Here is a 26,948-nt window from a genome sequence, read left to right on the forward strand (position 1 = left end):
CCGAACGAAATCTCCGCGAGCGTAACACGGAAGGACCCCCCTGTTCGATGGGAGGGTATGACCGTCGCCGCAAATCTGGGCTACATGCTCGGGGTGCTCTGCCTCGGGGCGCTAGCGAAGCGTCTCGGCCTCCTCGACAGTAGCCGCCGCGACAAGCTCACGTTCTTCGCGTTCGCCTTCGCGCTCCCCGCGCTCGTGTTCACCTCGACGTACGACCAACCGATTCGCGAGGTCATCGAGCCGACGCTCCTTCTGGGCTTCTGGCTCGTCCTCTTCACCATGCTCGCCGTCGGCTGGGTCGTCCACCGCCGGGTGTCGCCGGACTCGGTTCGGAGCGTCGCCATCGTCCAGTCGTACTACTCTAACCTCGGCTTCCTCGGCCTCCCGCTCGTCGCTTCGACGTTCGGCTCGCTGACGACGGCGAAGGCGAGCGTCATCCTCGGCGTCGGCGCGCTCACCCACGTCCCGCTCACCATCACCGTTCTCGTCCTCGTCAACGGCGCGGACGTGTCGTTCAAAGAGGAGTTTATCGGCGTGCTCAAGACGCCGGTCATCCCGGCGCTCGTGTTGGGGCTCTCCTTTTCCGGGCTCGGTCTCGGGGTCCCCGGGGTTCTCGTGACGGGCCTCGACGCGCTCGCCTCGCTCGCGCTCCCCGTGGCGCTGCTCTCCATCGGCGCGTCGCTCACCGTCTCCGCCGAGTCGCTCGACCTCCGCACCGTCGGGGCCGTCGTCGGTAGCAAGGTCATCTTGATGCCGCTCGTCGCCTTCGCGGTGTTCTCGACGCTCGCGTCGAGTTGGACGACGGTCCAAGCCGGCGTGACGATGCTCGCGACGCCGACCGCCGTCTCGTCGTTCATCTACGCGAACGAACTCGGCGGCGACGCCGACCTCGCGTCGATAAACGTGTTCGCCACCACCGCCGTCTCGGTCGTGACGCTCTTCGTCGTCCTCCAGTTCCTTCTCTGAGGTGGCGGCTCGTCGGTAGCTCTTCCGAACGCCTGAATTCGATTCTCTCGCGCCTTGTGACGGTCACGAACGCGTGGCGGCCACCGCCGCCGGCATGAGAAGCTTACTTAGTGATGGGTGTGCATGGCTAGGTCGAATGTCGAGAACCTACGGTAACTTCATCGACGGCGAATGGACAGACACCCAGTCGGGAGAGACGTTCGAAGTCACGAACCCCGCGGCGGCCGGCGAAGTCGTCAGCGTCCACCCGGCGTCCTCCGAAACGGACGTCGAGGCGGCGCTCGACGCGGCCGTCGCCGCACAGGACGAGTGGGCGTCGACGCCCGGCCCGTCCCGCGGCGCGATTCTCCGCGAGGCCGGCAACAACCTCGAAGCGCGCAAGGAAGAGGCGACCGAGGTGCTCGTCCGCGAGGAGGGCAAGACGCGCTCCGAGGCGGGCGGCGAGGTACAGCGCGCCATCGACATCTTCCACTACTACGGCGCGAAGGCGCGGGACTTCGGCGGCACCGTCAAGTCCGCGAGCGCCCCCGGCAAGGACCTCTACACGAAGCACGAACCCCTCGGGACGGTCGCGCTCATCACGCCGTGGAACTACCCCATCGCCATCCCGGTCTGGAAGCTCGCCCCGGCGCTCGCGGCCGGTAACACCGTCGTCCTCAAGCCGGCGTCCGAAGCTCCGGGCGTCGTCTCCATCGTCCTCGAATGTCTCGACGACGCGGGACTCCCGGCCGGCGTGGCGAACACCATCACCGGCTCCGGCAGCGAGGTCGGCGGTCCGCTCATCGAGAGCGAGCGCATCGACGGCGTCTCGTTTACCGGCAGCACCGCCGTGGGGACGATGGTCGCCGAGACGGCCGCGGTCGACCTCAAGCGCGTCCAGTGTGAGATGGGCGGCAAGAACCCGACCGTCGTGATGCCCAGCGCGGACATCGAGGCGGCCGCCGAGACCGTCGGCGTCGGCGCGTTCGGCACGACCGGCCAGTCGTGTACGGCCACCTCGCGCGCCATCGTCCACGAGGACGTGTACGACGAGTTCGTCGCGGCCGTCTCCGACTACGCCGAGTCGCTCGTCGTCGGCGACGGACTCGACGACCCCGACATGGGCCCGCACGTCTCCGAGAACGAACTGTCCTCGACGCTCGAATACATCGACATCGGCTCCTCGGAGGGCGCGACGCTCGAAGCCGGTGGCAGCCGACTCTCCGGCGACGACTACGACGACGGCTACTTCGTCGAGCCGACCGTGTTCTCCGGCGTCGAAAACGACGCTCGTATCGCTCAAGAGGAGATTTTCGGTCCCGTCCTCGCGGTCGTCAAGGCCGACTCCTTCGAGGACGCGCTCGACCTCGCCAACGACGTTGACTACGGGCTGTCGGCCAGCATCGTCACACAGGACCTCAGCGAGGGCAAGCGCTTCGTCAACGAGGTCGAAGCGGGCGTCGCGAAAATCAACGAGAAGACGACCGGTCTCGAACTCCACGTCCCCTTCGGCGGCTACAAGGACTCGTCCACTAACACGTACCGCGAGCAGGGCGACGCCGGCCTCGACTTCTTCTCGTCGGTGAAGACCATCTACGAGAACTACTGAGCCGCGGGCCCCCGCGCGCTCAGGAGAACTTCGTGTTCAGTTCGATGACGTTCGCGGCGCTTCGGACGTAGTCCGCGAGTTCGCCGTGCAGGCGGTCCTCGGTGAACCGGCTCGACGGGCCGGTGATGCTAATCGCGCCGAGGATTGTCTCGTCGTTCTTGACCGGCGCGGAGACGCAGCGCAGGCCGTTGATATTCTCCTCGTCGTCGATACCGTACCCCTGCTCGCGGATGGTTTCGAGTTCCTCGAACAGCTCCTCGGGCCCGGTGATGGTGTTCGCCGTCTTGGGTTCGTACTCCATCGCCGCCGCGATTTCCTCGATGCGCTCGGGTGGGAGGTACGCGAGAATCGTCTTGCCGAGCGACGTGGAGTACATCGGCTGTTGGGTTCCCACCCGCGACAGCGTCTCGACGGCGTGTTCGCCCTGCGCCTTGTGGAGGTACGAGACCATCCCGTACTCCTCGACGCCGAACTGGACGATTTCACCCGTCTCCTCGGCCAGCGAGTCGACCTCCTTTTGGACGATGTCGAAGTTGCCTATCTGGTCGCGGACGTGTGAGGCGACGTCGAGGAAGCGCAGACCGAGGCGGTAACCGTCGCCCTCTCGGACGATGACGCGCCGCTCTTCGAGCGTTCGGAGGTGGCTGTGGACCGTGCTCTTCGAGTGGCCGAGTTCGTCGGCGATTCGCGTCACCCCGATGCCAGCCTCCTCCTGGAGGAGGTCGATGATATTGAACGCTATCTGGACCGAGCGGATTGTTCGGCCGGGGCGTTTGTTCGGTTGGGGGCTCATGGTGTGACAGTCGAACCCGAGCCGTATATATTTGTTCCCGCCTGGGGAACGTACCTGTCGTGGCGAACGAGCGGTCGAGGGGTCCGAACCGGCTAACCGTCGCGCTCCGACCGCCCTCCCGCGGCGGCGCGTCGCCATGGGCTCCATTTTTCATCCCTGCACGTCTTCGTGTGGGTACTGTACTCACGACCGCAGACGAGCTTACACCAGTCCAGCGCGCCGCGTCGTATCTCCGGTCGCTAGACATCGACGGTCAGGCGTGGATAACCGGCGTCGTCATCAACGGCCTGTTCGTCGAGGGGAAATGAGTCAGTCGAGCACGCGAAGTACCATCGTCGACACCCGGTGGCAACCCAGAACGATGCCGGGCAGTAGAGCTACCCGATAGAGGTTTTCACCTTCTTCGCCCGCTACGGCGCGGCCGCGGGCGACGACGACGCCTTCGACGAGGCAGTCGAGCAGATTTTGATTCACGCCGCACACCTCCGCGACGGCCACACGGGGCTGTTCCGACACATCTGGGTCGAACAGCCGAACCACTACCCGCAGGGCGCGTTCTGGGCGCGCGGCAACGGCTGGGCCTCCGCCGCCTCGGCGGACGTGCTCGAACGGCTTCCCGAGGACCACCCGAAGCGCGACGTCCTCCTCGACCTGTTCCGGTCGCACTGCGAGGCTTTCCTCCCGCTGCAGGACGGCAGCGGCTTCTGGCACAACCTCGTCGACGACCCACACACGCCGCTCGAGTCGTCGGGGACGCTCATGTTCGCCTACGCCTTCGCCCGCGGCATCGACCTCGGCATCCTCGACGAGGAGACCTACCGCCAACCCGCCGAAGACGGACTTGCGGCCGTCTCCCGCGTCGCCGGCCCGCCGGGCGGGCCCGAGGCCCCGCTGACGGACAGGGCTGGTTCCTGATGGCCGCGGCCGCGCTCGACTGAGGCCTTCGACCCCAGCGTCCTTTTCGACTCTTTCGGCCCCGGCACCACAGTTATGCGCCCCGGCGCACATTAACAAACGAACGCGAGCGACAGGAGACACTATGACTTACCACGCAGGCATCATCGGAACCGGCGGCATCGCAGGAATGGGCATCCTCGGCATGCACGACGAGGAAGCCATCGGCAGAGAGAAAATCGACGCGAGCCACGCGGGCGGCTACGACGCGGCCGACGACATCGAACTCGTCGCCGTCGCCGACGTGGACGAGTCGAAACTGGACACCTTCGGCGAGGCATGGGACATCCCCGCCGACCGCCGGTACGTCGGCCACGAGGCGATGCTCGAAGCCGAGGACCTCGACGTCGTGTCGGTCTGCACCCCGTCGTTCCTCCACCGCGACCACGTCGTCGACGCCGCGCGCTCCGCAGCCGATCCGTCTGTCATCTGGTGCGAGAAACCCATCGCGTCGGCCGTCAGCGACGCCGAGGAGATGGTCGCCGTCTGCGACGAGACTGACACCGAACTCATCATCAACCACTCGTTCCGCTTTACGGACAAGCTTCGCCGGCTCCGCGACCTCGTCCGCGAGGAGGGCATCCTCGGCGACGTGAAGTCCGTGAGCGCGCAGTACCGCATGGAACTCATGCGGAACTCCACGCACGTCCTCGACACGCTCGTCTACCTCCTCGCCGCGCGGGCCTCGCGGGTGAGCGGTCACATCACCGGCGAGAACGAGGCGCTCGACGCGCTGGACGCCACGGAGTCAGTCGTCGACGCCGGCGGCGGCGGGCACGTCGTCATGGACGACGGCACGTTCGTCACCGTGGACTGCACGATTCCGCGCGACGTCTCCTCGATGACGCTGAGCTTCATCGGCACGGAGGGCAAACTCTACATGAACAACGACGACGGTGAGTGGCGCTATTGGTCGCTCGAAGACGGCAAACACGTCGAGCGACCGCTCCCCGGCATCGAGGGCGCGTGGACGTGGGAGTCCGACTACAAGGGCTCCTTCGCCAACGCGGCCGCCCACGTGCAGGACCTCCTCGACGGCGCGGAAGAGAATTACTCGCCCGGCGTCGCGGCGACCCGCTCGCTCGAAATCATCGTCGGGTTCTACCTCTCGCACTACACCGACGCGACGGTCGACGTTCCGCTTCCGGGGCCGCTCCGCGAGGTGCCTATCACGTCGTGGTGAGCCACAGCCGGTCGGTTAGCTGCTCACGTCGGAGACATGTCCGGCATTGCCGGACGGATGCCCTCCGGTGGCTCTCACCGATAATATGCCGAATATTCGTGGTAGAAGTGCTGTCGGTGCGGAGTAGCGTCGTTTCGTGATGCTCGTCCATGGCAGTCGTAGTATCACCGGTTCGAGTTCGGTTACAGGGTAGTTCCTGAGAACGACGAACTGAAATCAACTCTAGATTACAGTTCTATGGGCGTAATGATTTTCGGAGCACGACCCGTCTTGACGGCAAGCGTGCGCGATCAACTCACGTTCTCCCGAGTCGCTGGCCGGTGCTGCGTGGTCGTTCTCATCCCGAACAAATTTCCGATATCACCGGACAAGTATCCGGTAAGGCCGGAGTTGTAGAAAATCAGAGAACCGCCCCGATATACGTGTTGAAACGGTTGAAATACAGAGTTCACGGGGGATTAATTCGACACAAACAGTACTGATAAATTCTGTTGGAACGGCGTCTCGTCCGCCATGCCCGGACAATTCTCTTTTTTCGGGGTCAGACCATCCGGTAGACTTCGTCCATCCAACTGTCGTCGGTCTCGACGATGATGCCGCTCATGACCTCCGACCAGTCCGCCTGCGCCTCGCTGTTGTCCATCACCTCTTGGATGGCCTCGGGGTCGTCAACTTCCATGAAGCCGAAGACGTGGCCGTCTTTCTCGAAGACGCTGTACGTCTGCAGGCCGGCGTCGGAGTCCAAGTAGGCCGATTCGAGCGCCTCGGAGACGTTCTCGTGTTTCGTTCGGTACTCTTCTCGCTTGCCGTCTTTAATCTCCAGGTGGAACGCGATTCGCGCCATACGGCCCCCGATTCGAGGGCACCCGTCTTAGCTCTTTAGTGGGGAAGATTTAGTAAGGGGTCGCCCGTCGTCGACGGTAATGATAGATACCCACACCCACGCGTGGGGTGCCGCGAGCCCGGAGCACCCGTGGACCAACGGCCCCATATTGGACCTCGTGGACAGCTTCGACGTGCACACCGTCTACACCGCCGAGCGCCTGCTCGCCGACATGGACCGAAACGGCGTGGACGAGGCGGTCGTCGTGGGCTACCCTATCTACGACTGGACGGACAACTGGTACACCCGACGGGTCGCCGCCGAGTACGACCGACTCCACGGCATCGTGATGCTCGACCCCTTCGCCGACGACGCCGTCGAGCGCCTCGACCGCTGCATGGAGACCGACGGCGTCCTCGGCTTCCGACTCGGGGCTGCCTGCCCGTACGACCGGATGTGGGAGACGTTCGATCCGAGCGTGACGTGGCTCCGAGAGAGCATCGAGGAGACCGCCTTCTGGGAGGCCGCGGTCGAACACGACGCCACCGTCCAGATTCTCTGCGACCACGGCCAACTCGACCAGGCGCTCGACCTCGTCGAGGCGTATCCCGAACTCACCTACCTGTTCGACCACTTCGCTCACGCCGGTCCCGAGACGCCCACCGACGAGGGCACGTTCAGCCGATTCGCCGACCTCGCGGAACACGACTCGGTCGCGGTGAAGGTCTCGGAAATCGTCCACATGTCGGACTCGGCGTTCCCCTACGCCGACATGCATGACCACGTCCGATGGCTCCTCGACACCTTCGGGCGCGAGCGGGTCGTCTGGGGCTCGGACTACCCCAACGTCAGCGACGTTGCCAGCTACGCCGAGGCGTGTAACTGGCTCAAGCAGGTCGACTCGCTGTCGGAGGCTGACCGGTCGTGGCTGACCGGGAAGTCGTTCCAGCGGCACGTCGATCTCGGGTGAGCCGCCGTCTTATGGTTCGTGCTGGCGGACAGGGGGCGTGTCGCCCGATATAGCCGACAGCTCGCCCCGTGTAGCCGCGGCTTCAGCCGCGCTATCACCGAAATTCTCCGCCCGCACCCAAACATATTAATCGGTGTGTTCACATGGTGTAAACGAGACGAACCCACACGGTTATTCGCAACTATGAAAGCCATTATTCAGACCGGGCCGCGCTCGGTAGAGACACAGGAGCGAGAGGTCCCCACCCCCAGTGCAGACGAACTGCTCATTAAGGTCCACACGGCGGGCCTCTGCGGCAGTGACGCCCACGCCTACAAGTACGACGGCGGCTACGAGTGGATTCCCATCCCGCGTATCATGGGCCACGAGTACTCCGGGACGGTCACGGAAGTCGGCGAGAACGTCGAGACGTTCGAGGTCGGCGACAAGGTCGTCGAGGAGCCCATTCACGACTGCGGCCACTGTTTCCAGTGTCAGAACGGCCAGCCCAACGTCTGCCAGAACTTCTCTATTACGGGCATGCACCGCGACGGCGCGTACACGGAGTACGTCACCGTCACGCCCGAGCACGTCCACGCGGTGCCCGAGGGCGTTCCCCTCCGGCACGCCGCCATCACCGAGCCGACGAGCATCGCCACGCGCGCGGTCCTCGACCAGTCGGTGACGACGCCCGGCGACAACGTCCTCGTCGAGGGGCCGGGCCCCATCGGCATGCTCGTCGCCGCCGTCGCCGACTCCCTCGGCGCGAACGTCGTCGTCTCCGGGCTCGGACAGGACGCGGCGTATCGCCTCCCGCTGCTCGAAGACCTCGGCATCGACACGGTGAACCTCCAGGAGGAAGGCGGCCTCGACGAGCGGGTCGAGAGCCAGACCGACGGCATCGGCTTCGACGTGGTCTTCGACGCGACGGGCCACCACAGCGGCGTCGTCTCCGGGAACGACGTGGTCCGCAAGGGCGGCCAAATCGTCGTCGTCGGCATCCCGAACTCCCCGAGCGAACTCAGCCTCACGTCGACCGTCCGCGGTGAAGTCGACATCAACACCTCCTACGGCTCGACGTGGACCAACTTCGAGCAGGCGCTTCGCCTGATGGAGCGCGGTGAAATCGCGGTCGACAAGATTATCGACACCTCCTACAGCGTCGACGAGCCGGCCGAGGCGTTCGAGGCGTTCCTCGACTCCGAGACCTGCAAGCCGGTCTTCCAGTTCGACGGCTGAACCGACCCACCGGGGGGTCGTGAACCACCCCACAACAGAAACTATTTTATCCGTGCCGATTGGATGTGAGGTTGTACCAAACAAGTCATGGAGATTACAGACATCTCAGCGACGAAAATCAGCAACGAGTCGTGGGGCGAGTTCATCGAATTCCCGCTCGTCACCATCATGTCGAAGTACGACGAGTACCGCAACGTCGACGGCGAGAACCCGCAGGCCCGCCGCAAGTGGATGGGCCCCGTGGGCGACGTGGTCGTCGAGGTCGAGACGGACGCGGGCATCACCGGCGTCGGCGTCGGCAACTGGGGAACCGGTGCCATCGCCACCGTCGTCGAGGAGACGCTCTCGAAAATCGTCGTCGGCGAGGACCCGATGCAGCGCGAACTGCTCTGGGAACAGATGTACCGCGCCACGCTCCCGTTCGGCCGGAAGGGCGTCGCCGTCATGGCCATCAGCGCGGTCGACCAGGCGCTGTGGGACATCGCCGGGAAGGACGCCGGCAAGCCGGTGTACGAACTGCTCGGCGGCCCCACCAAAGGCGAGATTCCCGCCTACGCGTCGAACCTCCACCCCGTCGACATGGAGAAACTCGAGCGCGAGGCCATCCAGTACGTCGAGGAGGGCTTCGACGCGATGAAGCTCCGCTTCCTCCACGGCCCCGAGGACGGCCGCGCGGGCATGAAGAAGAACGAGGAAATCGTCGCGACGGTCCGCGACGCCGTCGGCGACGAAATCGAAATCGCGGGCGACGCCTACATGGGCTGGTCGGTCAAGTACGCTAAGGAGATGACCCAGCGCCTCGGTAAGTACGATATGGCGTGGGTCGAGGAGCCGGTCATCGCCGACGACATCTCCGGCTACGCCGAGGTCCGCGAGGCCGCGCCGATGCCGATTTCCGGCGGCGAGCACGAGTTCACCCGCTGGGGCCACGAGGACCTCCTCGAGGAGGGCGCGGTCGACATCCTCCAGCCCGACGTGGGTCGCGTCGGCGGCATCACGGAACTCCAGAAGGTCGCCGACATGGCCGAAGTCCACGACGTGCCAGTCATCCCGCACGCCGGCACGAACCCGACGCTCCACGCCATCGCCGGCCACACGAACATGCCGATGGCGGAGTACTTCCCGACCCCCGAGTGGTTCGAGGAGCGCCAGGAGAAACGCGAGTCGACCTACGCCGACGCCATCTTCCAGAACCCGCCGTCGCCCGAAAACGGCTCGATTCCGCTCCCTGACGAACCCGGCGTCAGCACCCAATTGAACCGCGAGGCGCTCGAACACTTCGCCATCGAGTAACGATGTCGGACATCAGCTTCGAGTACAACGTCCCCGTCTTCGCCGGCGCACCCGACGAGGGGTCCGAGCCGACGCACCGCGACACGCCGCAGTACGAGGCGCTCGACTGGGAGGCGACCAAGATGGGCGTCCAGAAGGCGGAGGAACTCGGCTTCGACGCGGTGTGGGCCCCCGACCACCTGCTGTTGGGCCGCGACCACGCCGAGTACGAGTGCTGGACACTGCTGTCGGCCATCGCCGGCTTCACCGAGGACATCAATCTCGGCTCACTCGTCCTCTGTAACGACTACCGCAACCCGGCGCTCGTCGCCAAGATGGCGGCCACGCTCGACGTGATCTCCGACGGGCGGCTGGAACTTGGCCTCGGCGCGGGCTGGCACGAGCCGGAGTACGACGCCTACGGTTGGGAGTACCGCGACGGCTTCGAGCGCCTGATGCGGCTCGACGAGTCCATCCGCCTCATGAAGCGCATGTGGGCCGCCGGGACCGACGGCGCGAGCTTCGACGGGAAGCACTACCAGATCGAGGACGCCTACTGTGCCCCCGGGCCCGTACAGGACCCCCACCCGCCCATCCTCGTCGGCGGGCAGGGTGAGGAGGTCACGCTCAAACTCGTCGCCAAGCACGCCGACGTGTGGAACACCGACGTGTTCAACGGCGACGTGGAGACGCTCGAACACAAAATCGGCGTCATCGAAGACCACTGCGAGACTGTCGGCCGCGACCCCGACGAAATCGAGTACTCGTGGGACGGCCACGTCATCTGCACCCGCGACGAGGAGAAGTTCGACCGCCTGCTCGACCTGATGACGCCCATCCAGTTCGAAGCGGAGTATCAGGACCAAGCGCCCATCGTGACCGAGGAAGACGCTCGGGAGTACTTCATCATGGGAACGCCCGAGGAGTGCGCGGAGGCCATCGAACGCCGTATCGACGCGGGCGTGACGAAGTTCCAAGGCTGGTTCATCGACTTCCCCGACACTGACGGCATGGAACTGTTCGCGGACGAAGTCATCCCGCAGTTTAGCTGAGGTGCCTACCCTGCGGGTCGAGCGCGTCGCGCTCGTTTCTGTTCCCAGCATCCCGTCATACGTTTGTCTGAATATCTACAAAATTTGAATTATTTAGAGTATGTGGATATTTTCAACCGGGCTTCGTCGCTCGTGACTTCTACATCAGTTCCGGCCATAGCGGAAAGATATTTGGGTGATGAGTATTCATAACTAACTATGGCGAAGGACGTTCCGGTCAACGCGGTCAAAATCTCGCTCGAACTCGTCGACCTCCTACGGGAACTTGATGGGGCGGGCGTCTCGGAGGTTGCCAAGCAACTGGATAAGCCGACCAGCACGATTCACGACCACCTGCGGACGCTGGAGCAACAGGAGTACCTCATCAAGGAGGGCGACACCTACTACGTCAGCACGCGGTTCCTCCAGTTGGGTGCTCACGCGCGCTCCCGTCAGAAGGTGTTCAAAATCGCCCGCCCCGAGATAAACGAACTCGCGCAAGTGACCGGTGAGCACGCCAACCTGATGATAGAAGAACACGGCGTCGGCGTCTTCCTGTACCGGTCGCGGGGCCCCGACGCCGTCCGCCTGGACACCCACTCGGGGATGCGTGTCCCGCTGCAGACGACGGCGCTCGGAAAGTCCATCATGGCGAACCGGCCGCGGGAGGAAGTCGAGCGCATCTTGGACCGCCACGGACTGGAGGCGGTGACTGACCGCTCTATCACGGACCGCGAGGAACTGTTCGACGTACTGGAACAGGTCCGCGAGCGCGGCTACTCCTACGACGACGAAGAGCGCGTCAAGGGCATGCGCTGTGTGGCCGCGCCAATACTCAACGAGGACGATTACGCCATCGCCGCCGTGAGCGTCTCGGGGCCCAAGAGCCGGATGCGCGAGGAGCGCTTTACCGAGGAACTGCCGAACCAGATTCTCAAGAGCGCGAACGTCATCGAGGTGAACCTCACGTACTCGTAGTCGCGGACCGTGCCCGCACCCCGCCGTCGCAATGCTGCGTAGAGCGCAACAGTTACGTATCACGGTGTGGCAAAGTGTAACGATGCAACTCGTTCGATACACCGCGGGCGGTGCCCCCGAATGGGGCGTCCGCCGCGACGACGACGTCGTCCCGCTTTCCGGCCTCCGCGAAGACGTTACCGTCCAGAACCTGAACAGCCCCGGCTTCCTCACCGTCGTCGAGGACGCCGCGAACGCCGCCGAGGACCAGTCGGTCCCCGTCGAGGACGTGAAGCTCCTCGCGCCCGTCCCGCGCCCCGGCAAAATCGTCTGCGTCGGGCTCAACTATCACGACCACGCCGAAGAACAGGACGAAGAGGTTCCCGAACGTCCGCTCCTGTTCGGTAAGGCCGGCACGTCCGTCACGAACCCCGGCGACCCCATCGTTCACCCGGCGGCCATCGACGAGGTCGACTACGAGGTCGAACTCGGCGTCGTCATCGGCCAGACGGCCAAGAACGTGGACGCCGAGGACGCCTTCGACTACGTCGCGGGCTACACCGCCATCAACGACGTGAGCGGCCGCGACGCCCAGTTCGACGACGGCCAGTTCTTCCGCGGCAAGAGCTACGACACGTTCGCCCCGATGGGGCCGACGTTCGTCCCCGAGGCAGACCTCGACCCGCACAACCTCGACGTCGCCTGCCGCGTCAACGGCGAGACGAAACAGGAGTCCAACACCTCCGAGTTCATCTTCGGCGTCGACGAGGTCGTCGAGTATATCAGCAACATCACCACGCTCCGACCCGGCGACGTCATCTCCACCGGCACGCCCGGCGGCGTCGGCATCTTCCGCGACCCGCCGGAACTGCTCGCGCCGGGCGACAGCGTCGACGTGGAAATCGAGGGCATCGGCACGCTCACCAACCCGGTCGTCGCCGAGCGCGACGAGTAACCGCGCGCCGTACAGTACAATTATTTATAGGATATCTCGGTACTACCGACTATGAGCACGCACACAGACACCCGACTGAGAGGCAAGCATATCGTCGTCACCGGCGGCGCGCGCGGTATCGGCCGCGGCATCGCGGTCCGCTGCGCCCGCGCCGGGGCCGACGTATCGATTTTCGACACGAAACCCGAGGTGGCCGCCGAGACGGCCGAACTCGTCCGCGAGGAGGGCGGCGAGGCCGAGGTGTACGAGGTCGACGTAACCGACGCCACGGGCGTCGAAACCGCCGTCGACGCCGCCGTCGAGTCGCTCGGCGACATCCACGGCCTCGTGAACAACGCGGGCGTCCAGCAGGCGATTCCGCTCCTCGAAACGACCGAAGAGAATTGGGACCTCCACTTCGAGGTGAACGCCAAGGGGACGTTCCTCGTCTCCAAGGCTGTCGCCGCCCGGATGGTCGACCGCGACACCGAGGGCAGCATCGTCAACATCTCGTCGGTCGGCGCGGAGCGACCGTTCGCCGGTCAGGGCGCGTATGGTGCGTCCAAGGCGGCCGTCCTCGCCTTCACGACCGTGTTGGCGAAGGAACTGAGCGACCACGGTATCACCGTCAACGCGCTCAAGCCCGGCACCGTCGAGACGCCGATGGTCGAGGCGTGGCTCGACGAGCACGCCGAGCAGTCCGGCAAGTCCCCGGACGGAATCCTCGGGGAGACGCTCGACGCACACATCCTCGACCGAATCGGCCAGCCCGAAGAAGTCGGCCACGTCGCGGTCCTGCTCCTCTCCGAGGAGGGCGACTGGATAACCGGCGAGTCCATCGCCGTCGACGGCGGCTACCTCAAACACTAGCGTTCGTTTCGACTGCTTTGGGGAACCGTCTGAATCGCCCAAAAACAGCGTTTTCAACGCCGCTATCAGTATCTCGCGCTTTCGACCACAGCACCCACACACAGTCCGGCATTGTCGGATATTGGTTGCGTAGAACTTTGGGAACCGGGCGAACTGAGACCGCATCGTGACCGTCCCGAGGTGCGAAACCAAGCGGCGCGGGGATACCCGCATCGACTCGCATCGGCGAGCTCGGTGGCATGCCGTCGCCGCCCGGATACGTCCGATTCGTCTTCGGCACTTAGCAGCGGGCTCGTGGCTCTGAACACCGTTTTTCCCTCGATAGGCAATAATAGCCACAGACAAAATGTACATATTTGTATGTTGCATAGTAGCACGTGGTCGGAGCAATCTGACCCATGTGTGATCAGCATCCCGTGCGACCAGCACGATAGCCATCAGTACGTCAGTCATACTGTACGCGTGGTAGCCCCCACTGAGTACGCCTGCCCAACTGGTACTCATGAACACGTGGGGTGGCTACCTCATCGAGCACAACGTCCCATTGATGCTCTATTTTTCCATCGTCTCCCGTCAGTTACATAGCGCCTGCATTCTCGACTCGAGCTCCGCGTTTGCTCAGTCTCCGCGTGAGTCGTCGAATCCCATCTCATCCGACATTACCGGACATGTCCGGCTCAATTCTGACGAACGCGCCTCACCGAGTGTGGCGAATCGCTCTCCAAACCTGAAGATATTTTACGTTACCGTGTGAATCACGGGTAATGGGTACCGACCAAAGCACGAACCGTCGCCTAAGCAAGGTAGAACGGGTCATCGAGGCGTACGACTTGGACGGATTCGGCGAGCAGCTCGCCGACCGCTGGACGGCTCCCGAGGACAGCGACAGCCTCCGTGACCTCGCGGACCTGATGAACGAGAAGGTGCTCGACGCCGCGCTCCGCAAGGCGGGCGAGGACGTTCTCGAAGGCGAGGTAGAGAACCTGTACACGCTTCTTACCGGCGACGAGACCACGGAGGGGATGCGCGTGCAGGCGAAAAACACACTCCAATCCCGCGGCGTCGACGTCGACCAACTGCTCTCCGATTTTGTCTCTCACCAGGCGGTCTACACCTATCTGACGGACATTCGTGGTGTCTCGAAAGAGTCTTCGTCCGGGAACAGAATCGACAACGTCGTCGAGTCCATCCAGCGGCTCCGCGGTCGACTGGTCGCGGTCATCGAACAGAGCCTGAGTTCGCTCCGTAACACGAGTAAGCTCCGGCTCGGCGACTTTGACGTCCTCGTGGACACGCAGGTGTACTGCCGGGACTGCGGGACGCAGTACGAGGTTATCGAACTGCTCCGTCGCGGCGGGTGCGACTGCGACGAGGACGTGTCGAACTAGCGGGTTACATAATTAGTTCTGTCACATCTTGCTCGATTCAACGGATGATTTTATATTGGAGCACCTATTGGGTCAAGGTATGAGTTCAGAACAAGTGTCGAAATCCAAAGTCCACCTTTCGGTCGAGAACATCGGTGGCATCGACAATCTGTCAACGTCGTTTGAGCCGGGCGTGACGGTCTTGGCGGGTCGAAACGCCACGAACCGAACGTCGCTTCTGCGGTCTATCATGGCCGCCCACGGCAGCGACGACGTGGCGCTCAAAGGCGACGCCGACGAGGGGTCGGTCGAGCTCACTATCGGCGACGAGACGTACACCCGGACGTTCGAGCGACAGGGCGACACGGTCATCTCCGGCGGAAACCCCGTCCTCGACGACCCGGACCTCGCGGACCTCTTCGCGTTCCTGCTCGAGACGAACGACGCCCGACAGGCGGTCGCACGCGGTGACGACCTCCGCGACCTCATCATGCGTCCGGTGGACGTCGAGTCCATCAACGAGCAGATCGAGTCGCTCCAGCAGGAGAAACGCGACATCGCCGACGAACTCTCGACGCTCAGCAACCTCTCGGACCGCCTGCCGCAGCTCGAACGCCGGCGGACGAAACTCGAAGACCAAATCGAGGAGAAGGAAGACGAGCTCGCCGAGAAAGAACAGGAAGTCGAAGAGTACGACGCCAGCGTGAGCGAGCGGCAGGAAGTCGAGAGCGAGCTCGAATCTAAGCTCGGCGACCTCCGGAGCAAGCGCCGCGACATCAACGACGTGGACCGCCGCATCGAGACGGAAAAACAGAGTCTCGACGCGCTCGAATCGGAAGAGGACGAACTCGAGGACGACGCCGAGGACCTCCCCGAAGTCGCGGGCGGCAGAATCGACGAAATCGAGTCCGAAATCAGCCGCCTCCGGACGCGTCGCCAGCAGATTCAGTCGACCGTCAACGAGCTCCAGTCCGTGATTCAGTTCAACGAGGAGATGCTCTCTGGCACCTCCTCGGACGTCGTGGACGCGCTCCGCGACGCCGACGACTCCGGCGGCAGCGTCACCGACCAACTGCTCGGCGACGACCAGGTCGTCTGCTGGACGTGCGGTTCCGAGGTCGATAAGTCCGAAATCGAGGGCACGCTCGAACGCCTCCGAACGCTCCGCGAGGACAAACTCGAGGACAACCGCGAACACCGGGAACAGCTCTCCGAACTCGAAGACGAGAAGTCCACCTACGAGCGTCGCCAGCGCGAGCGCGACCGCATCGAGCGCCGCCTGTCCGAAATCGAAAGCGAGCGCGAGACGCGCCAAGAGCGCATCGAGGAGCTCAAATCCGACCGCTCGGACCTCGAAGACGAAATCGACTCGCTCGAACAGACCGTCGACGAACTCGAAAGCGAGGAACACGGCGACCTGCTCGACCTCCACCGCGAGGCGAACCAGCTCGAATACGACCTCGGTCGCCTCCGTAGCGACCTCGAGGACGTCGAAGACGAAATCGCTGACATCGAGCGCAAACTCGACGAGCGCGACGAACTCGAAGCGGCCCGCGAGGACATCGAAGACGAACTCGCGGAGCTTCGGACGCGCATCAAGCGCCTCGAATCCGAGGCCGTCGAGGAGTTCAACACCCACATGGACGACGTGCTCGACGTGCTCGAGTACGACAACCTCGACCGCATCTGGATCGAGCGCACCGAAAAGCGGGTTCGGGAGGGCCGAAAGAAGGTCAAGAAGTCGGTGTTCGACCTCCACGTCATCCGGACGAACGAAGACGGCGTGAGCTACGAGGACTCCGTCGCCCACCTCTCCGAGTCCGAGCGCGAGGTGACCGGCCTCGTGTTCGCGCTCGCGGGCTACCTCATCCACGACGTCTACGAGACGGTTCCGTTCATGGTCCTCGACTCGCTGGAGGCCATCGACTCGAACCGCATCTCGCGGCTCGTCGACTACTTCGCGGACTACGCCGACTACCTCGCCGTCGCCCTCCTCGAAGAGGACGCGCAGGCCGTCGACAGCGACTACCCGCGCTACTCACCGGCGTAACGTCGCCGCCGCCGGGTTCATCTCTCGTTTTTGGCCCACGTTGGAATGCACTTCAAGCGGAGCGGCCTGTTGAATGTTACATTATTAGATGTGTAACGAACTTCGTGAATCCGGAGGTCGCGGGCCGTGCTCAGGAGAGCGCGATGCTCAGTTCGAGTTCCTCGGCGATACCGAGGAGAACCTCGGTGAGGCGGTCGAACTGTTCGCCCTTCATCCGGTTGGAGGGGCCGGCGACGCTCAGCGCGCCGAACACGTCGCCGTCCGGCCCCATGACCGGGGCTCCGACCGCGCGGACGCCGTCAATCTGTTCTTCGACGTTCAGCGCGTAGCCACGCTCTCTGATTTCGGCGAGTTCGTCGAACAGCGCCTCCTCGTCGTGAATCGTCTGGTCGGTTTCCTTCGGAAGTCCGACTCGCTCGACGATTTCGCGGACCCGCTCTGTCGGCATGTTGGCGAGGATAGCCTTCCCGCTCGCCGTCGAGTGGAGGTAGACGCGCTTTCCCACGGTCGACTGCGTCCAGACGCCGTGTTTTCCGGGCGAGGTGTGGACGTACACTCCTCGGCCGTGCTCTTCGACGGTGAAGATGGAGCGCCGCTCGGACTCCTCGGCGAGCACGTTGGTGTAGTGTTCGGCTTTCCCGAAACGGCGTTTCCGCGTCCGGACGAAGTTCCCGAGGCCGAGGAAGCGAAGCCCGAGATGGTAGGTATCGCCCTCTTTGACCACGTATTCCTGTGCTTCGAGGGTCGTCACGTGGGTGTGTGCGGTACTCGGAGCGATGTCGAGTTCGCGGGCGATTTCGGTCACGCCGGCACCGTCGCGTTCCCGGAGTAATTCGACGATTCTGAGGGTTGTAACCGTCGTTTTGAGCGAGCGGTCGTTCGCGTTTGTGGTCATTACCTGCGGGTCGTCACCACGACACATAGTATTTTCGGCTCTCCCGAATGATATTTTCTAGATGACGAATCTGGGGCGTACCGACGCCGGAACGAGTCGTTTGTGAACGATACGCACGATATGTGCTCGATTCGGCGGATATCATCCCGTCGTTGGTTCGGCGAGCGAGACAATCGAAACCGGGGGACAGCGGCTCGAACGTTCCGGATATCCGGTGCTACGCCGCTTTCTCGGTTTCGGCGTCTCCCACCGTTTACATTCGTCCCTCGTGAATCACAATCTCAAACCCGAATATGGCGCCTGAACGTCCACCGCTCCGGAAGTGTTATTATGGTTTCTCCAGTCGAAGCACACGAGACGCAATGAATCACAACGAGACGTTCGAGACGGTCGAGTCGCTGGAGGCGGAACTCGTCTCGCTCACCGAGTCGCTCTGGGAGACGCCCGAACTCGGGCTTCACGAGACCGAGTCAGCCGAGTTGCTCTCGTCGGTTCTCCGCGACGCCGGGTTCGACGTCACCGAGGGTCTCGGTGGGATGCCGACGGCGTTCAGCGCGACCTACGGCGAGGGCGAACCGCACGTCGGCATCCTCGGCGAGTACGACGCCCTCCCCGGACTGTCGCAGACGGTGTCGTCGAGCAGGGAACCTGTCGAGGCCGGCGCGCCGGGCCACGGTTGCGGACACAACCTCTTCGGAGTCGCCGGCGTCGGTGCTGCCCTCGCCGCGAAGCGCGCCATCGACGATGGCCGGGCCGAGGGGACGGTCACGTTCTTCGGCTGTCCTGCCGAGGAGATACTCGTCGGCAAGGTGTTCATGGCCCGCGACGGGGCGTTCGACGACCTCGACGCCGCGCTCACGTGGCACCCGAGCCACCTCAGCGCCCCGTTCATGGCTCAGACGCTCGCGATGAACTCCGTCGAGTACACGTTTCACGGCGAGTCGGCCCACGCCGCCGACAGCCCCCAGTCGGGTCGGAGCGCGCTCGACGCGGTCGAACTGCTGAACACCGGGTCAGAGTTCATGCGCGAGCACGTCTCCGACGACGCCCGCATCCACTACACCATCCCCGACGGCGGCGGCGCGCCGAACGTCGTCCCCGCGGAGGCGACGGCGTGGTTCTACGTTCGCGCGCCGACCCGCGGCGAGGTGGACCGCATCACCGACTGGCTCGACGACGTGGCCGAGGGCGCGGCGCTCATGACCCAGACGACGGTGTCGCGGCGGTTCCACACCGGCTGTTACGACTACGTGGCGAATCACGCGCTGTCGGATACACTGCTGGAGAATATGCGACTCGCCGGTCCCATCCCGTACACCGACGAGGACCGCGAGTTCGCGGCGGAGCTTCAGGAGACGCTCTCGGCCGAGACCATCGAGGCGCGGACGACGCAACTTCCGGAGGACCGACGCGAGGCGGCGCGCTCGTCGGTGCTGTATCCCGACGCCCAACCCTCGTACGACGTGGGGACAGTGCTCAACGGCTCCACGGACGTCGGCGACGTGAGCTGGATTACGCCGACCGCGCAGTTCTGGGCGGCGTCGTGGCCGGTTGGGACGCCGTCGCACACGTGGCAGGCGGTCGCCGCAAACGGGAGCTTCGGGTCGAAGGCGGCCGTGTACGCCGCGAAAGTCCTCGCGGCGACGACGCTCGACCTCTTTTCGGACGAGGCGCTGGTGGCGTCGGCCCGCGAGGAGTTCGAGGCGTCGGTGCCCGGTGAGTACGAGTCGGCGCTTCCGGAGGGGACGGAACCGCCGTTCCACCTCACGCTGTAAGCGGTAGTCGTCGGGAAAATCAGCTCTCGTTTCGGTTCGCATTTTCGCTCGCTACAGTCCGTCTCCTCGCCGCCGAGGTTCGCGTCACTCCAATTCCGACTGGAGATGCGTCAGGATGCGCTCGGTCGTCGCCTCGATGACCTCTTCGAGGAACTCGGGGTCGGACTGCGTCGGGTCGCCGAGGCCACCCTCGACGGTCAGGTCGTCGAAGTGGACGTACTGGCGGACCTCGTAGCGGTTCTTCTTCGTCTGCGGCGTCTTGCGGTCGCCGTGGACGAGTTCGGGGCGGTAGTGTTCGATGACGCTCGTCTCGTACTCGCCGGCGTGACCCCACTCGGTGCCGAACCGCTCTTCTAACTGGTCGCGGGCGAAGTCGGTCCAGTGGGCGTAGTACGAGTCGAGTCCGTGGTCGCGTTGGAGTCGGTCGAGCGCGAGCTTGTGCGGCTCGATGTTGCCACCGTGGAAGTTGGCGACGAGAAACCGGGTCGCGCCGTGGCGCTGGACCGACCGGCCCACGTCGATGATTATCTCCTGGTACGTGTCGGCTCCGAGCGAGACGGTCCCCGCGTAGTTGATGTGGTGCTCCGAGTAGCCGTACGGGAGGACCGGCAGAACGAGGAGATTCAGGTCGTGTTCCGGGGCCGCCGCGGCGAGTTCCGCGGTCAGGTTCTCCGCCCGGATGGAGTCGACTGAGGTCGGGAGGTGCGTCGAGTGCTGTTCGGTTGCTCCGCAGGGGAGCACGACGAAGTCCGCCTCGTCGAACGCGGTTTCGGCTTCCTGCCACGTCATCTCCGCTAGGAGTGACTGTGACTCCGTTGAGTCCATACGGAGATACGCACAGTTGTCGTATATAATACTTCACGAAGCGGCAGTATGAGGGGGACAAGAGGAAACGAATGTACAGTATGCAAATGCTTATGGTGGTGATGCCGAAATGATTCGGCGTCAATGATGAGAGAGAGTGTCTCACGTAGAAACATACTGAAAGCGACGGGTGCGTCGATACCCGTCTTACTCGCCGGCTGTACGTCCGACTCCGGTTCCGAAACGACGACCGAGGGCGACGGCGGCGGCGGAACGACCACGAGCGGCGGGACGGAGACGACCTCCGGGAGCCCCGACGCGACGATAAACATCGGACAGTCGCTGAACCCCGTCCGATTCGACCCGATAACGCAGCTTTCGAACCCCGACGCGCTCGTCGCGAACCGGGTGTTCAGTCAGCTGTACACCTACGGCGAGGGGACGGACGTGGTTCCGAACCTCGCGACGAGCATGCCGACCATCGAGCGGGACAACACCCGCTACGTCGTCGAAATCGTCGACAACGCGATGTTCCACAACGGCGACCCGGTCACCGCCGAGGACGTGGCCTACTCGTTCCGCGCGCCGATAGAAGAGGAGACGCCCCTCTTGGGCATCTTTAGCGTCATCGATTCGGTCGAGGCCATCGACGAGACGACGGTCCAGTTCGACCTCTCGAACCCCTACGCGATGTTCCAGCACGTCCTCACCCACCAGGTCGTGCCGGAGGCCGTCCGCGAGGAGGACAAAGAGGCGTTCAGCACCCAACAGCCCATCGGTTCGGGGCCGTTCAAGTTCGTCGAGTGGGAAGAGAGCAACTACGTCACGCTCGAACGCTGGGACGACTACTGGGGCGACGAACTGCCCAACGTCGCGGGCGTCGAGTTCACACCCATCACGGAGTCGACGACGCGCGTCACCAACCTCCGGACGGGCGACGTGGACGTCATCGAGACGATTCCGCCCCGGCTCTGGGACACCGTCGAGAGCACCGAAGACACGAGCATCTCCGAAATCGAGAGCGTCGGGTACTTCTACGTCGCGTTCAACTGCAACGAGGGCCCGACCGCCGACAAGCGCGTCCGCGAGGCCATCGACTACAGCTTCTCGATGGACGACGCGGTCGACCGCTACATCGACCCGGCCGGACTCCGCCAGTACGGCCCGCTTCCGGGGCCGATGGTCGAAGAGTGGGACATGCCGCTCGAAGAGTGGATGGAGATTCCGAACGACAAAGACGTCGAGCAGGCGACGGCGCTGTTCGAGGAGGCGGGCGTCCCCGCCGACTGGGACGCGAAGATTATCGTCCCGCCGGACGACAACCGCGAGAACATCGGCCTCTCCATCGCCAACGGCATCAAGGAGGCCGGCTACGAGGCCCACGTCGAACGGCTCGACTGGGGCGCGATGCTCAGCCGCGCGTACACCGGCAACGCCTCGGACTACAACATCTACGTCCTCGGGTGGGTCCGCTACCCCGACCCCGACGACTTCATGTTCAACCTGTTCCACGAGGAGTCCGAGGGCGTGAACCAGGGCGTCTACTACAAGAACGACGAGGTGATGGAGCAGATTAAGGGCGCGCGCGAATCGACCGACCGCGACGAGCGCCAACAGCTCTACCAGTCCGCCATCTCGACGCTTCTGGAGGACAAAGTTCACCTCCCCGCGTTCAACTACAAGAACTCTTACGGCGTGAAGTCCGCCGTCAGCGACTTCCAGGTCCACCCGGTCTCGCCGCAGAATCCGCGGCTCCTCACCGGCTACAACAACGTCTCGGTCGACAGATGATGTTGTACTGTCGGTGACAGTTACCAAACGTTATATGCTCACTCCCCATCCACTCCACCCATGACGACAACCGGTTACATCGGACGGCGATTACTCCAAATCGTTCCGGTCTTGCTGTTCGTCGTTACGGTCACGTTCGTCCTCATCAACTCGATACCCGGCGACCCGGTTCGCATCCTCGTCGGGCCGGCCGCCGACGCGGCGGCTATCGAGGCCGCCCGCGCGAAGTACGGCCTCGACCAACCGCTGTACGTCCGGTACGTCAGGTACCTCGCGGCGGTTGCGACGGGCGACTTCGGGACGAGCATCCACTACGGTGGGGTCGCGGTGACGGAGAAAATCTTCGAGCGGCTCCCGGTGACGCTGCTGCTGCTCGCGTCGAGTTTCACCCTCGCAATCGGCACCGCGATTCCGCTGGGCATCTTCGCCGCCAAGAACCGTAACAACGGCTACGACCACCTCGCCCGCGTCACGTCGCTCATCGGCGTCAGCACCCCGAGCTTCTGGGTCGGCCTGCTGCTCATCATCGTGTTCGCGTACTACGGCGACCTCCTGCCGCCGAGCGGGCTCATCATGCCGTGGGCCGACCCCGCGTCGGTCGACGGGGCGACGTCGAGACTGGACGTGCTCGTGACTGCGGCGTCGCATCTGGTACTCCCCTCTATCACGCTGGGGACGCTCCAGATGGCGGCCATCACGCGCATCGAGCGGTCGTCGATGCTCGAAGTGCTCAACAAGGACTACGTCCAACTCGCCCGCGCCTACGGCGTCTCAGAGCGGACGATTCTCCGGCGACAGGCGTTCAAGAACGCGCAACTGCCGGTGCTCACCGTCATCGGCATCCAGATGACGACCGCCCTCGGCGGCGCGGTGCTGACCGAGACGGTCTTCAACATCAACGGGATGGGGAACCTCATCATCACCGCGGTTCGGGCGCAGGACTACCAGCTCATCATGGGAACGACGATATTCTTCGCCATCGTGTTCGTCCTCGGCGTGCTCGTCGTGGACGTGCTGTACGCGGTTATCGACCCGCGCATCTCCTACGGGGGTGGTGCCGGTGAGTGATTCGACGGCCGCCGTCGGCGACTCGGCCCGCACGGGCGGCGTCGCGGACGCCGACGAGCGCTCGGCCGTCTCGCGCACCTCGCAGGTGCTTCGACAGCTCAAGCGCAACTCGGCGTCGCGCGTCGGCCTCTACGTCATCGGGCTCGTGACGCTCGTCGCGCTGTTGACGACTATCGACGCTGACCTGTTCGACTACCAGTTCGCGGCGACGTTCTGGTACCACCCGGAGAACGACCCGGCGGGAAGCACCATCCTGCTTCCGCCGGTTGGCATCGAAAACAGCTTCGGGACGGGGTCGTGGGCGCATCCGCTCGGGACGGACCACCGCGGCCGCGACATCCTCGTCAGGCTGGTCTACGGCACCCGCATCGCCGTCCAGGTCGGTCTCATCGCGACGGGCATCGGGATGACCATCGGGACGGTCGTCGGTGCGGTCTCCGGCTACTACGGCGGCTGGGTGGACGACGTGCTTCAGCGGTTCGTCGAATCGCTGTACGCGATTCCGTTCCTCATCCTCGTCATCGCAATCATGTCCGCGTTCGGCAAGGAACTCGGCATCGCTATCGTCGGCGTCTCCATCACGACGATTCCGGTGTTCACGCGACTGATTCGCTCGCAGGTGCTGAGCGTCCGGGAGATGGAGTACGTCGAGGCCGCGAAGGCCGCCGGCGTGCGCGACCGCCACATCATCTTCCGCCACATCATCCCCAACAGTTTCGCGCCGGTGCTCGTCCAGTCGACGCTGCAGGTCGGCGTGAACATCCTCATCGTCGCGTCGCTGTCGTTCCTCGGGTTCGGGGTCCAACCCCCGACGCCGTCGTGGGGGCAGATGCTCGCCCACTCGCGGCAGTACATGATCGTCAACCCGTGGTTCAGTATCTGGCCGGGCCTCGCGATTCTCGCGACGGTCATCGGCTTCAACCTGCTGGGCGACGGCCTGCGCGACGCAATCGACCCGCGGTCGAACGACTGACGATGAACGGACCACACGTCTCACCGACCGTCCGCCGCGGGGCCGGGAGTAGCCCGGTCTCCGCCGCTCGCTCGCCCGCCGAACTATCGCTCCCTCCCCGGGACGGCGTCGGAACTCGCTCTCGCGGCTCTGCAGAGGCACCCATCTCACGCACCGACGTCCCCCACCACTCCACGACCAATGTCTGATACGCTACTCACCGTCCGCGACCTGCACACCCACTTCCGCACCGACGCGGGGACCGTCCGGGCCGTCGACGGTATCTCGTTCGAGGTACAGCGCGGCGAAGTGCTCGGCCTAGTCGGCGAGAGCGGCGCCGGAAAGAGCGTCGCGGCGCGGAGCATCATGCGCCTCATCGACTCGCCGGGCGTCATCGCCAACGGCGAGGTCCGGTTCGAAGACGACCTGCTCGTCGGCGTCGAGCGCGGCGACGACCCCGACGACGAACCGCGGCAGGACCCCGAGATGCTGTCGAGCCGCGAGATTCGCGAGCGCATTCGGGGCCGCGAAATCGCGATGATATTTCAGGACCCCACGGAGAGCCTCAACCCGGTGTTCACCGTCGGCGAGCAGTTGAGCGAGATTATCGGGCTCAACCGCGACGTGTCGGCGGCCGAGGCCGAGGCCATCGCCGTCGAGCGCCTCCGCGAGGTCGGTATCCCCGAGGCCGAACGCCGGATGGACGACTATCCCCACGAGTTCTCCGGCGGGATGCGCCAGCGCGTCCTCATCGCGATGGCGTTCGCGTGCGAACCGAGCCTCGTCATCGCCGACGAGCCGACCACCGCGCTCGACGTGACCGTCGAGGCGCAGATTCTCGACCTCGTGAAGGACCTCGCGGCCCGCTACGACACGTCGTTCGTCTGGGTCACCCACGACATGGGCGTCGTCGCCGAGATATGCGACCGCGTGGCCGTGATGTACCTCGGCGAAATCGTCGAGCAGGCGACCGTCGACGACCTCTTTCACGACACGAAACACCCCTACACCGAGGCGCTCCTCGGGTCGATTCCGCGGCCCGACCGCGACGTGGACGGTCTGTCGCCCATCGAGGGCATCATGCCGGAAGCCATCAACCCGCCGAGCGGCTGTCGCTTCCACACGCGGTGTCCGCACGCCCGAGAGGCGTGTCTGCAGGTCCACCCCGACGCCCGACTCGTCGTCGAGGGCGGCGAGGGAGACGGTGACGTGGCGATACAGGCCGGCGACGGAACCGCCGTCACCGAAGTCGCCGCCGCGCCGCACCGGGCGGCGTGCCTGCGCAACGACTCGTTCGCCGAGGCGGGCTACTGGGAGAGCGTCCCGCTCGACGACGCCGCGCCCGCCTCCGGGTCGGCCGCCGCCGAGTCGGATTCCGCTTCGGCCGACGACGCCGCCGACACCGGTACCGGTTCCACCTTCGACCCCGACGCCGACCCACTGCTCAGCGTGCGCGACCTGCGGAAGTACTTCGACGCGAGCGACGGCTTCCTCGACCGCCTCCGGTTCGACCGCAACGCGGGACTGCTTCCCTTCTCGGTCGACCGCGAGTACGTTCGCGCGGTCGACGGCGTCTCGTTCGACATCCTGCCCGGCGAGACGCTCGGCCTCGTCGGCGAGTCCGGCTGCGGGAAGTCCACGCTCGCGCGGACGCTCCTCCGGTTGGTCGACCCGACCTCCGGCGACATCGTCTTCGACGGGGAGAACCTCGCCGAACTGTCGAAAGAGGAGCTTCGCAAGCGCCGCAAGCGCATGCAGTTCGTCTTTCAGGACCCGCAGGCGTCGCTCGACCCGCGGATGACCGTCGGCGAAATCGTCGAGGAGCCGATGCAGGCCCACGGGCTCTACGAGGGCGAACGCGAGGCCCGGGCGCGCGAACTGCTGGAGACGGTCGGCCTCGACGCCGACCACTACAACCGCTACCCGCACCAGTTCTCCGGCGGCCAGCGCCAGCGGGTCAACCTCGCGCGGGCGCTCTCGGTCGACCCCGACTTCATCGTCTGCGACGAGCCGACCTCGGCGCTCGACGCGTCGGTGCAGGCGCAGGTGCTCAACACGATGAAAGAGCTTCAGGACGAGTTCGGGCTGACGTACCTCTTCATCAGCCACGACCTGAGCGTCATCCGCCACGTCTGCGACCGCGTGGCCGTGATGTACCTCGGCGAACTGGTCGAACTCGCCGACAAGGACGACCTGTTCGAGTCGCCGAAACACCCCTACACGCGGGCGTTACTCTCGTCGATTCCGGTTCCTGACCCCCGGGTGTCCCGCGAGACCGTCCCGCTGTCCGGCGACGTTCCGTCGCCGATTCACCCGCCGAGCGGCTGCCGGTTCCACACCCGGTGTCCGAGCCTCGTCGCCCCGGCGGAACTCGACCTCGGCGACGAGGAGTGGGACCGCGTGCGCCGGTTCGTCAGAGCCGTCCAGCGCGAGTCCCCGGATGTCGTCGCCGACGATGCTCGCGCGACCTACTTCCCAGACGGCCTCCCCGCCGGCGACGCCGGTACGACCGTGGAGCGCGCGCTCTCGCTCGCGGCCGACGGCGCGTGGCGCGACGCCGCGTCGCTCCTGACCGAGACGTTCGTCGAGCCCAGCGTCTGTACCTCCGAGGTGCCGGCGCTGGACTCGCCCGACGAACTCGACCGTATCGTCAGCTGTCACCACTACTCCTGAAAAAGCGCCGCCGT

Annotated in this window: 21 protein-coding genes and 1 pseudogene; 18 read left to right on the forward strand and 4 right to left on the reverse strand. The window is 64.7% G+C overall.

All coding sequences use genetic code 11. The features are described 5' to 3' along the window. The first annotated feature begins 57 nt into the window (after window positions 1-57). Both C5C07_RS15575 and C5C07_RS15580 read left to right on the forward strand, forming a co-directional pair. The gene (locus C5C07_RS15575; RefSeq protein WP_004972049.1) at window positions 58-966 is read left to right on the forward strand and encodes an AEC family transporter; all 909 of its coding nucleotides are present in this window, start codon (window positions 58-60) and stop codon (window positions 964-966) included. Between the two features lie 136 nt (window positions 967-1,102). Then, window positions 1,103-2,554: an aldehyde dehydrogenase family protein gene (locus C5C07_RS15580; protein WP_115805492.1), complete on the forward strand. Its 1,452-nt coding sequence runs from the start codon at window positions 1,103-1,105 to the stop codon at window positions 2,552-2,554. A gap of 19 nt (window positions 2,555-2,573) precedes the next feature. Here C5C07_RS15580 and C5C07_RS15585 read toward each other — a convergent pair whose 3' ends face one another. After that, window positions 2,574-3,347: an IclR family transcriptional regulator gene (locus tag C5C07_RS15585; protein ID WP_008096945.1), complete on the reverse strand. Its 774-nt coding sequence runs from the start codon at window positions 3,345-3,347 to the stop codon at window positions 2,574-2,576. A gap of 245 nt (window positions 3,348-3,592) precedes the next feature. On the opposite strand from C5C07_RS15585, the pseudogene C5C07_RS15590 reads away from it, so the two are divergent. After that, a pseudogene (locus tag C5C07_RS15590) lies at window positions 3,593-4,285 on the forward strand (glycoside hydrolase family 88 protein). 101 nt (window positions 4,286-4,386) lie between these two features. After that, the gene (locus C5C07_RS15595; RefSeq protein ID WP_115805493.1) at window positions 4,387-5,484 is read left to right on the forward strand and encodes a Gfo/Idh/MocA family protein; all 1,098 of its coding nucleotides are present in this window, start codon (window positions 4,387-4,389) and stop codon (window positions 5,482-5,484) included. Between the two features lie 541 nt (window positions 5,485-6,025). On the opposite strand, the gene C5C07_RS15600 is transcribed toward C5C07_RS15595, so the two are convergent. Further along, the gene (locus tag C5C07_RS15600; protein WP_115805494.1) at window positions 6,026-6,328 is read right to left on the reverse strand and encodes an L-rhamnose mutarotase; all 303 of its coding nucleotides are present in this window, start codon (window positions 6,326-6,328) and stop codon (window positions 6,026-6,028) included. A 79-nt stretch (window positions 6,329-6,407) separates the two neighbouring features. On the opposite strand from C5C07_RS15600, the gene rhcC reads away from it, so the two are divergent. The 9 genes from rhcC (at window position 6,408) to C5C07_RS15645 (ending at window position 16,976) form a co-directional block, all read left to right on the forward strand. Beyond that, complete coding sequence (gene rhcC / locus C5C07_RS15605) at window positions 6,408-7,277, forward strand: L-rhamnono-1,4-lactonase (protein ID WP_115805495.1); 870 nt, start codon at window positions 6,408-6,410, stop codon at window positions 7,275-7,277. A 183-nt stretch (window positions 7,278-7,460) separates the two neighbouring features. Next, window positions 7,461-8,495, forward strand: coding sequence for a 2-keto-3-deoxy-L-rhamnonate dehydrogenase (rhcE, locus tag C5C07_RS15610; protein WP_115805496.1), 1,035 nt, complete (start codon window positions 7,461-7,463; stop codon window positions 8,493-8,495). An 87-nt stretch (window positions 8,496-8,582) separates the two neighbouring features. Then, window positions 8,583-9,788: an L-rhamnonate dehydratase gene (rhcD, locus tag C5C07_RS15615; protein WP_115805497.1), complete on the forward strand. Its 1,206-nt coding sequence runs from the start codon at window positions 8,583-8,585 to the stop codon at window positions 9,786-9,788. Window positions 9,789-9,790: 2 nt separating this feature from the next. After that, window positions 9,791-10,819 carry a TIGR03560 family F420-dependent LLM class oxidoreductase gene (locus C5C07_RS15620; protein WP_115805498.1) on the forward strand — a complete coding sequence of 343 codons (1,029 nt, stop codon included), beginning with the start codon at window positions 9,791-9,793 and terminating at the stop codon, window positions 10,817-10,819. Between the two features lie 198 nt (window positions 10,820-11,017). Further along, a complete protein-coding gene (locus C5C07_RS15625) occupies window positions 11,018-11,776 on the forward strand; it encodes an IclR family transcriptional regulator (protein ID WP_115805499.1) in 759 nt (252 codons plus the stop codon). A gap of 82 nt (window positions 11,777-11,858) precedes the next feature. Continuing rightward, window positions 11,859-12,710 carry a 2,4-diketo-3-deoxy-L-rhamnonate hydrolase gene (gene rhcF, locus C5C07_RS15630; protein ID WP_115805500.1) on the forward strand — a complete coding sequence of 284 codons (852 nt, stop codon included), beginning with the start codon at window positions 11,859-11,861 and terminating at the stop codon, window positions 12,708-12,710. 51 nt (window positions 12,711-12,761) lie between these two features. Beyond that, window positions 12,762-13,559, forward strand: coding sequence for an L-rhamnose 1-dehydrogenase (rhcB, locus tag C5C07_RS15635; protein ID WP_115805501.1), 798 nt, complete (start codon window positions 12,762-12,764; stop codon window positions 13,557-13,559). A 764-nt stretch (window positions 13,560-14,323) separates the two neighbouring features. Next, window positions 14,324-14,947, forward strand: a complete 624-nt coding sequence (rdfA, locus tag C5C07_RS15640) for a rod-determining factor RdfA (RefSeq protein ID WP_115805502.1) — start codon at window positions 14,324-14,326, stop codon at window positions 14,945-14,947. A 79-nt stretch (window positions 14,948-15,026) separates the two neighbouring features. Beyond that, complete coding sequence (locus C5C07_RS15645) at window positions 15,027-16,976, forward strand: archaea-specific SMC-related protein (protein WP_008096934.1); 1,950 nt, start codon at window positions 15,027-15,029, stop codon at window positions 16,974-16,976. A 130-nt stretch (window positions 16,977-17,106) separates the two neighbouring features. Here C5C07_RS15645 and C5C07_RS15650 read toward each other — a convergent pair whose 3' ends face one another. After that, window positions 17,107-17,871 (reverse strand): IclR family transcriptional regulator, encoded by a 765-nt coding sequence (locus C5C07_RS15650; protein ID WP_008096933.1) that lies wholly within the window; start codon window positions 17,869-17,871, stop codon window positions 17,107-17,109. Between the two features lie 362 nt (window positions 17,872-18,233). On the opposite strand from C5C07_RS15650, the gene C5C07_RS15655 reads away from it, so the two are divergent. Beyond that, window positions 18,234-19,646, forward strand: coding sequence for an amidohydrolase (locus tag C5C07_RS15655; protein ID WP_049968695.1), 1,413 nt, complete (start codon window positions 18,234-18,236; stop codon window positions 19,644-19,646). Window positions 19,647-19,730: 84 nt separating this feature from the next. Here the strand turns inward: C5C07_RS15655 and C5C07_RS15660 are convergent, their stop codons facing one another. After that, the gene (locus C5C07_RS15660; protein ID WP_049968828.1) at window positions 19,731-20,435 is read right to left on the reverse strand and encodes a creatininase family protein; all 705 of its coding nucleotides are present in this window, start codon (window positions 20,433-20,435) and stop codon (window positions 19,731-19,733) included. A 162-nt stretch (window positions 20,436-20,597) separates the two neighbouring features. Between C5C07_RS15660 and C5C07_RS15665 the strand changes: the two genes are divergently transcribed. The 4 genes from C5C07_RS15665 (at window position 20,598) to C5C07_RS22165 (ending at window position 26,934) form a co-directional block, all read left to right on the forward strand. Next, window positions 20,598-22,241, forward strand: coding sequence for an ABC transporter substrate-binding protein (locus C5C07_RS15665; RefSeq protein ID WP_049913721.1), 1,644 nt, complete (start codon window positions 20,598-20,600; stop codon window positions 22,239-22,241). A gap of 60 nt (window positions 22,242-22,301) precedes the next feature. Beyond that, the gene (locus C5C07_RS15670; RefSeq protein WP_008096928.1) at window positions 22,302-23,309 is read left to right on the forward strand and encodes an ABC transporter permease; all 1,008 of its coding nucleotides are present in this window, start codon (window positions 22,302-22,304) and stop codon (window positions 23,307-23,309) included. Then, window positions 23,302-24,282, forward strand: coding sequence for an ABC transporter permease (locus tag C5C07_RS15675; RefSeq protein ID WP_181950717.1), 981 nt, complete (start codon window positions 23,302-23,304; stop codon window positions 24,280-24,282). Before C5C07_RS15670 ends, C5C07_RS15675 begins: the two co-directional genes overlap by 8 nt. Window positions 24,283-24,462: 180 nt before the next feature. Continuing rightward, window positions 24,463-26,934 carry an ABC transporter ATP-binding protein gene (locus C5C07_RS22165; protein ID WP_115805503.1) on the forward strand — a complete coding sequence of 824 codons (2,472 nt, stop codon included), beginning with the start codon at window positions 24,463-24,465 and terminating at the stop codon, window positions 26,932-26,934. The last annotated feature ends 14 nt before the right edge of the window (window positions 26,935-26,948 follow it).

It is taken from the genome of Haloferax sp. Atlit-4N (genome assembly GCF_003383025.1).
GTDB classification, from domain to species: Archaea; Halobacteriota; Halobacteria; order Halobacteriales; family Haloferacaceae; genus Haloferax; species Haloferax gibbonsii.